This is a genomic window from Shewanella sp. SM87 (genome assembly GCF_025653705.1).
In the GTDB taxonomy this organism is placed as follows: domain Bacteria; phylum Pseudomonadota; class Gammaproteobacteria; order Enterobacterales; family Shewanellaceae; genus Shewanella; species Shewanella oncorhynchi.
The window spans coordinates 1-7,395 of sequence record NZ_JAKKSC010000063.1; the positions used below are offsets into that span (position 1 = coordinate 1).

General features: G+C 43.5%; 8 protein-coding genes and 1 pseudogene. 1 reads left to right on the top strand and 8 read right to left on the bottom strand.

From position 1 onward, the window contains the following. Positions 1–6 precede the first annotated feature (6 nt). The 8 genes and pseudogenes from L5M11_RS23365 to L5M11_RS23400 form a co-directional block, all read right to left on the bottom strand. Positions 7–282, bottom strand: a pseudogene (locus tag L5M11_RS23365) (transposase); the annotation flags it as partial. 165 nt (positions 283–447) lie between these two features. Further along, entirely contained in the window at positions 448–1,740 is a 1,293-nt protein-coding gene (locus tag L5M11_RS23370) for an aerolysin family beta-barrel pore-forming toxin (protein ID WP_212599863.1), read from the bottom strand. Positions 1,741–2,457: 717 nt separating this feature from the next. Further along, on the bottom strand, positions 2,458–2,760 hold the full coding sequence (locus tag L5M11_RS23375; protein WP_219250232.1) for an AzlD domain-containing protein: 303 nt from the start codon (positions 2,758–2,760) through the stop codon (positions 2,458–2,460). Continuing rightward, positions 2,757–3,602, bottom strand: a complete 846-nt coding sequence (locus L5M11_RS23380) for an AzlC family ABC transporter permease (RefSeq protein WP_263193407.1) — start codon at positions 3,600–3,602, stop codon at positions 2,757–2,759. Before L5M11_RS23380 ends, L5M11_RS23375 begins: the two co-directional genes overlap by 4 nt. Before the next feature lie 125 nt (positions 3,603–3,727). Beyond that, a complete protein-coding gene (locus tag L5M11_RS23385) occupies positions 3,728–4,564 on the bottom strand; it encodes an AraC family transcriptional regulator (protein ID WP_263193409.1) in 837 nt (278 codons plus the stop codon). Between the two features lie 189 nt (positions 4,565–4,753). Continuing rightward, positions 4,754–5,410, bottom strand: a complete 657-nt coding sequence (locus tag L5M11_RS23390; protein ID WP_263184591.1) for a Vat family streptogramin A O-acetyltransferase — start codon at positions 5,408–5,410, stop codon at positions 4,754–4,756. A gap of 30 nt (positions 5,411–5,440) precedes the next feature. Further along, entirely contained in the window at positions 5,441–5,956 is a 516-nt protein-coding gene (locus L5M11_RS23395; protein WP_263193411.1) for a ClbS/DfsB family four-helix bundle protein, read from the bottom strand. A 57-nt stretch (positions 5,957–6,013) separates the two neighbouring features. Next, positions 6,014–6,331 (bottom strand): hypothetical protein, encoded by a 318-nt coding sequence (locus tag L5M11_RS23400; RefSeq protein ID WP_317629880.1) that lies wholly within the window; start codon positions 6,329–6,331, stop codon positions 6,014–6,016. Between the two features lie 903 nt (positions 6,332–7,234). Between L5M11_RS23400 and L5M11_RS23405 the strand changes: the two genes are divergently transcribed. Then, on the top strand, positions 7,235–7,395 hold a 161-nt coding region (locus tag L5M11_RS23405; protein WP_263193414.1), incomplete at its 3' end, for a transposase.

Sequence of the window (7,395 nt, forward strand, 5' to 3'; positions counted from 1 at the left end):
TCAATAATCAATAAAGACCCATTCTATATCAGCAAGGTTGGCTAAGGCCTTGAATAAATGTGCTAGAACGCCTTTCTTAGACCATAAATGAAACCGTCTAAAGACCGTGCTCCAATGACCGAACTCTTTAGGTAAATCTCGCCAAGGGATACCTGTTCTAAGGCGGTAAAGAATACCTTCGAATGTTTGTCTATGTTCAGGTTTGTCATAAACACGGCCTGTGCTTTTCATTAAATGAAATAGCTTTTCCCAGCGTGCATCGGTTAGCATAAGTCTTGGCATGGCTTGAGGTTATGGTTACTTTTGGCGAAGCAAATTATAACGTCTTGCCATGCTGTCTAAAAATYACTCTCGAAAGATCAACAGGCCCTAGTAATTCGCTAGTTGTATCGAGCTCTCTCTGATACTGGTGTCATAGTAGTTATTGAGAGCCTAAGCTCACCGTTTTTAATTGTTTAACATGACTTCACTTGATTGCGAAATATTCAGTTTTTTGATTAAACCATCTTCATCATTGTTTTGGAGCTCGCCGACGGCAACCTGAATATTACGACTCAGTCCTAATTTTTGAGCGCTTTTAGGACGATTAGCAATGTCTTCATCCGTTAGTGGATAGGATTCACTGGCATCGATATTAAATTGACTCGAATCTATTGCTGTAAATTTACCGCTGATAGGTGCGCCATGTTGTCTAACAATATTCGCCAATTGCCACTCAAAGCCACTTTTTGACTGTGCCGAATTAATCGCTGCAGGCCAATCCCATACACCATAACCGTTAATATCTTGATGAAGATATTGGTCGACTAAGGCTTCTGGTCCATTAAGATTATTCGCATTCGCTCCGCCAAAGGTGTAAGGAAAGTTAGGTCTATTTGTCGGATGATTAATATGCGCATTACCACCCCATTTTAAGAAGTTCTCATATTTTATATCGTACATCATATATAAACTTGAGGTGTATGGGACATCTGCCTTTTGTTTAAATAGGGTGATTGAAATATAACGTTTGCTGCGAGGCGGCATAATTGCGCGGTACTGCGCCTGACTCGAAATCGTTGTACTTTTGCCGTCGGTTTCACTCCAACCTTGGCTGGCAGAAAATTCGGCGCTGATTTCAGAACTCGCTCCACCTATTCCTGGAATACCCACTTCATATTTATTGGTTACGCCAATTTTTTCGGAGAAGGAGAAATTATCGGTTTTGGCCCAGCTAGTGGTGTAATCATAGTTAAGAGTGGCGACACCGGTATCTTCGGTATCGCCCCAGTTATAGATAACCACAGGAGCAGTATAAATAGCCTCACGATCATAAACTTGAGGTGAACCTAACTTTAGACTTTGAGGATTAGTGACGAAATGAATATTTTGTAAATTTACCTTCAAACGTTCATTCGCTCTGTAGCCGCTTGCATAAGGATCATTACCGTTATAGCGGGCTTTAAGACTGTATTCGTTGCTCGATTCTCTTCTGACTTCGATGTCTTCACCAACATACTGGGATGCTGTACCGCCAGCCCATGCATATCCGAGATGGTGTCCTAAGGAGAATAACGAGCTGATAAACGAGGGGTCGTTAATGGCATCATTTTTAAGCGAATCAAGATCAGGGGCTGCGTGTTCTACCATTGACAGTTTTGGAATAGTATTCGGAATAGCAGCTTCGGCCAACAAAGAAACAGTTCCAAGTGCGGTTAAACAGGATAAAGTTAATATACCCAGGCTAGATTTTGTTCTCATGATTGTTCCTTTATTTTAATAAAATACGTCCTTTCATTGAGAGCGCCGATGGCAATTATATGTAGTCCTGAATTATATAAATAATCATTACTGCTAGGCACATCTAAAAAGCTAACACTTTTATTTTTATTAAACAAAATAAAAATGAATTAATTTTAGGCGTGTTTTAATCTGGTTAAAAATGTTAATCACTTTATTTTTAAACGGTATTTAGAACTTTATAATATAGTGTATTTACTTTAATTTTTGGTTGGTTGGTTTTTGAATGTGGATTAATATTTATGCGGCATTTTATTATGTAAAACTTTTTAAATGGACTCTTTATACCGAGAGCTATACCGAGAACTATACTGAGATGAGTGCTGTAATAGATGCAGTAAATAACATTTCTGAATGGACGTTTTTAGAGACTAAATAGTTTGAATATGGTTAGGTTAAGTATTTTGTTTTTATTGTTTGAGTCTTTGTTATTGCTGATGAATATCATCACTCTTCCATTATCGTCAATGTATGAAATGCCGTTAAAGCCGATACTGTTAGTTGCACAGACATAAGAGTCTAAATATATGAAGATTGTGGAAAATCAAGATAACGTGGAAGTAATTTTCTAGGGGGCGATGTCTCAGAGGGGTTAGGCTGTGTAAAAGAGTGGTAGGGACAGTGTAAGTGATTGATGCAAGAGTCAGTGCCGTTGCTGAACACTGACTCTTTGTTGACTTAGTGGATAAAGAAAAACAGTCCCATACTCAGCACTGTTGTCAGTAAGGTATTACGGGTGACGAGCGCCAACACTGTAGCGACTAAGGCGCAGATGAGATAGCTGTTGTCTAGGCTCAGATCGAGCTGACCTTCCTGCACAAATACTATGGGCGCAAAGATCGCAGTGAGTACCGCAGGGGCCGAGTAACTTAAAAAGGTTTGGGTGCCCTTACTTAATCGCAGCGGTAGTTTAGGCTCAAGTAGTAAATGACGACTGATAAACACAACCGCCGCCATTGAAAAGATCATTAACCAAATCATGCTTTTTCTCCTGACAATGTTTTTGTCTTAATGTCAGTCCCAACTCCAGTATCCACTTCTGTTTTGGTCTGTGCGCTTGCTAGCTGACTGTGACTGGCGGATTGTTCTGCGCGTTCCGCTTCCTTGGTCACTTTGGCGTAAAGTACACCTGCCGTCATTCCCGCAATGGCGGCAATGAGCAGTCCCGCTTGAATTTTAAAAACGGCGCATACTACTGCTAGGGTGAGCGAGACTAATACACAGACGAGAATCGATGGCTTTTTTATGGTAGGAACGACCAGAGCGATGAAGGTGGCTGCGATGGCAAAATCTAATCCCATCTCATCTAAATTCTCGATCGCATTGCCCGCCACTATGCCAAGTAGTGTGGCTATGTTCCAACCGATATAGAAACTCAAACCGCCGCCAAGGGCGTACCAAGGGTCGAACTTATGTAACTTGCCTTGATTAGCGATGGCAAACAGTTCATCTGTGAGCAAAAAGCCCAATGTCAGGCGCCACTTTAACGGCAAAGGACTGATTTGACTGCGCATCGCCATTGCATATAACAGATGGCGTGAGGTGATGAGTAACGTCGTAATTAAGATACTCCACAGACCAATACCGGCTTTCACCATGCCGAGTGCCACTAATTGAGCCGCGCCCGCAAAGATAATCGCCGACATAGCTTGGCTCTCAATGGGCGTTAGCCCAACCTCAATGGCGAAGGAGCCCGCTAAAATTCCCCAAGGTACAACCGCTATCGTCAACGGCATCATGGCCAAGGTGCCTTTTAAAAATGCCTTGGATTTTGTGGGATGCACAGGATAAACATCAGGTTCTATAAGCTTGTCGGTGGTCACTTTGGCTCCTAAAAATAGCGGCGACGGGGTTGCTGTTAAACAATAAATGCTTGGATAAGCTTGCTTGCTTAGTCAATCGAGGAGAAAGCAAGAATGAGCATGGCAGATTAACTTAAAGTGGTTGTTTAGGCTTGGATAATATTGCGGCCTATTTCTTTGGCAAATTGCCCCGGTGTAACACCGACTGTCTTCTTAAAATGTCGATTCAAGTGACTTTGATCGTGAAACCCACAATCGAGGGCGACATCGAGCAGCCGTGTGCCTTGTTTGATTTTTCCTTTGGCGAGTCTCACTCTTGCCTGAATTTGGTAAGCGTGGGGCGGTAAGCCGTAATAACGCTGAAATTGCTTCAGCAAATAATAGGAGCTTAATCCCGCGAGTGTTGCCAGCTCTTCAAGGGAGATGTCGGCAGCAGGATGATCGTCGATAAAGGATTTCACCAGTGCTAACGCAGGCTTAGCGATTACAGCTAGGTCATCGCTCGGGCGATTCTTGCCATGGCGTGTCATTAACTGTGTCAAGCTTGAATAGACCAAGCTTTCGCGCAGTAAGCGATTGTCCGATGTATCTAAAGTAGTAAAGGTGAAGCGCAGTAATTCGGCTAATTCAGGATCGTACACTACGGGCTCAGGGAAATAGGGCGCACCGCGGTTTGATGCTAGCTCACTGTTAATATTGGCAAACTGCGCGGGTACTGGATACATTGCACGATAGGACCAACCGCCCTCTGTGGCGCTACAGCCATTATGGACTTCGTCGGCGTTGACGAGAATGATGCTGTGCTTTGGCGCCACATGGTTGCCACCCGTGCGATAAAAACGCTGCGCCCCCATTTCAATCACGCCGACTGTGTAACCTTCGTGGGTGTGCCGACTAAAGTTTTGTTTATGGTAGTGGGCATTGAGTAACTCGAGGCCACCTAATTCATCGGCAATCTGGTAGGCCGCATGTTCTGTGTTCACACTAGGCCTCCGTGTTTAGTGTATTAATGGGCGGGTTGTGCCTGATAGTAACCCAGAAACCCTCAGTGCTTTTGTACAAAATTGCGCATATTGGATTTTGTTTGCGTTTAATGGCGGTTTTTTAATAATCGTTACTTAATTTTTGTTGCTTGAGGTTTTTCGTTCAGTCTTGCTCGCGACAGGCGTTATTTAGGTTGCCTGCTGTAATGTTGTGAGTTCTGCACCCGCGATAGCCTCTAGGTGTTGAGTGATTTTCTCTATCGGCCAATCCCACCAAGCGATGGCAACAAGCTCATCTATCACAGTTTGCTCGAATCTCAGCTTGATCACTGTGGCAGGATTACCGCCAACTACAGCGTAGGGTGGCACATCTTTTGTCACTACGGATTGACTGGCAACAATGGCGCCGTGGCCAATTTTCACCCCTGGCATGATAGTGGCGTTATAACCAATCCATACGTCGTTACCGATACAGGTGTCGCCCTTAAAAGGTAAATCTTCGGGCTTGGGCGCCGCTTTCGCCCAGCCATTGCCGAAGATATAAAAGGGATAAGTTGAAAAGCCAGATACTTGATGATTGGCGCCATTCATAATGAATTTCACGTCTTTCGCAATGGCGCAGAATTTACCGATATTCAGTTTATCGCCAATAAAGTCAAAGTGATAAAGTACATTCGACTCGAATCTTTCAGGACCAGCTGGATCGTCATAATAAGTGTAATCACCGACAATAATGTTCTCGCGGGTGATAAAATTTTTAAGAAAACCAACCTGAGGAAAGCCTTTCATCGGCGCTTTATCGTTGGGGTTAGGACCTAACTGCGGGTGAGTGTGGGTACTTGGCATGAATACCTCCGTGCTTAAAAGAGTTGTTTACTAGGGTAATGCATTGTCTTTTTTGAATCGTCGTACTTTGGTACGCATATTCTTCATCGGGGAATAAGTATTGAATTGGATCATACGGCCCAACGTCCATTTATCGTACCAAGTTATGCCGTACAGTTGCTGATCACTGAGACTCGCAATTAGCGTTGACAATTTTTCCATTGTAATTTCATATTCATCAAGTAAATCAGTATATTGCCATTGGCTATATTCATGATGAAATCGCTCTGCTAATAATCCCAGTTGATTCCATTTATAACCCGTATCGGGAAAATCAACGGGGAGTGCTTGCGATGTCAACTCGTACCATTTGAGCACTAATTTACCCCAACCAATAAGGTAAGCGACGGTATCACTTACACTAATTTGTGTACCTTTGATGTTTCCTTCTATGCTGCACACACGGGACATTTGGGTTGGGATTGAACGATAGTCAGCCATCAGTTTGGGGAAAACTGAGTAAATAGCCAATTCAAGTTCTTGTTTTGATTTGGGTACAGATGACATCACTACCTCGTCTACATTAGATGCTTAGGCTGAGTTTAACATCATCTATTGAGCTATTTAGTATTCACCTGTCACAATAAGCTCTTGTTCAATAGATTCAACCACTAAGGCAAGTGTACTATTGTCTCGCTTAAAGCCGACAGAGCAAATTGCCATAGCGCCGTTACCACAGGTTATTTCGGGGTAATCTGCTGTTATTGGCGTTTCATCTTCTGCTACGGGCGTTAACACCCAGCCTGCAGCCAATAAACTCGATTTCACTTCAACGTATTTTTTGCCCCATAACGCGCTGGTGTCCTGTGCTGGAGCATATAGAGGCAATGCGCCAAGACTTAGCATGATCAGTGGGAGAATTATCTTTCGCATGGAAAACATCTTAGTTCCTATGTGATTTCGGGGATGATTGATGGTTAATTTTTTAAAGGCTAAATCAACGTCGTGGGGCTTCACCCCACACCCGACCAAGGAGGACTGCTCGTCCTATCCTCCTTGGATGCTCCAAGACGCCCCAACGGAGTTGAAAGCCCCTTGTGCTCATTGCCAAATTTGCTATCGCTTCCGAAGGATGCGTCCCTGCACCTGCGAAAGCTAGCTCGCCATCCATGGCGAGACTCACGCAATTTGCCTATTCGCCCTGCGGCAACTCCGAGGGGAGGTGTATTCTGTTACTTCGGAGTTAACTGTGAATTCTAAAAGATTCAAGCCTGTCCTGTCTTTCTTATTTACCAGTGCTAGCCCGAATAGGCCAAGGATAGGGTAAACCTAATCCGCATGGGTGTTTCACATTTTTAGACGCAGTGGTACGGATTTCATTAGGGGCGCAGCTTGACTGTTAAGCCCGTATATATGGCAGTATAACCGCTTTAAGCGGTAAATGAGTCGCATCAAAGCAAGGATAAGAGTGAGATTGTTGAACAGAAAACTAAGGCAAAAAAGCCTTCGGTGAGCAGAGTATTATCTTGACTCACCGGGAGCGTCCATATATGGCCATGTTTTTTTCATGGGGGTCTCGTTAAATATTCCTATTGCAGACAATCCATTTCTAAGTATGCCATTATGCTTTCTCTTAGTTTAGGGTATTTATTTAATGTTGTTTTATTATTTTTTAGCTCCGACAGCATTGCTTTTATATCTTCTTGTGTAATTTTTTCAATTTCTAAAGAATCACTAATGAAATGTTTAACTTCAGGGTTGTTCGGGCGTTGTTGCCTAAATGAATGAACCTTCCGTCTCAGATGCGATCAGATCCTGTGAATACCACGCAGGAACCGCTATCAGATGGGCAAATCTAAATCTCGCATTACCAATTGGCCGGAATATAACAAGGCGTTGACCAACCGAGGCTCACTGACTTTTTGGATAGACGAGCACGCGCTCAACCTCTGGTGTCACACTGAACACCATGGTGGTCGAGGTCGGGGATTTCAATACAGTGACAC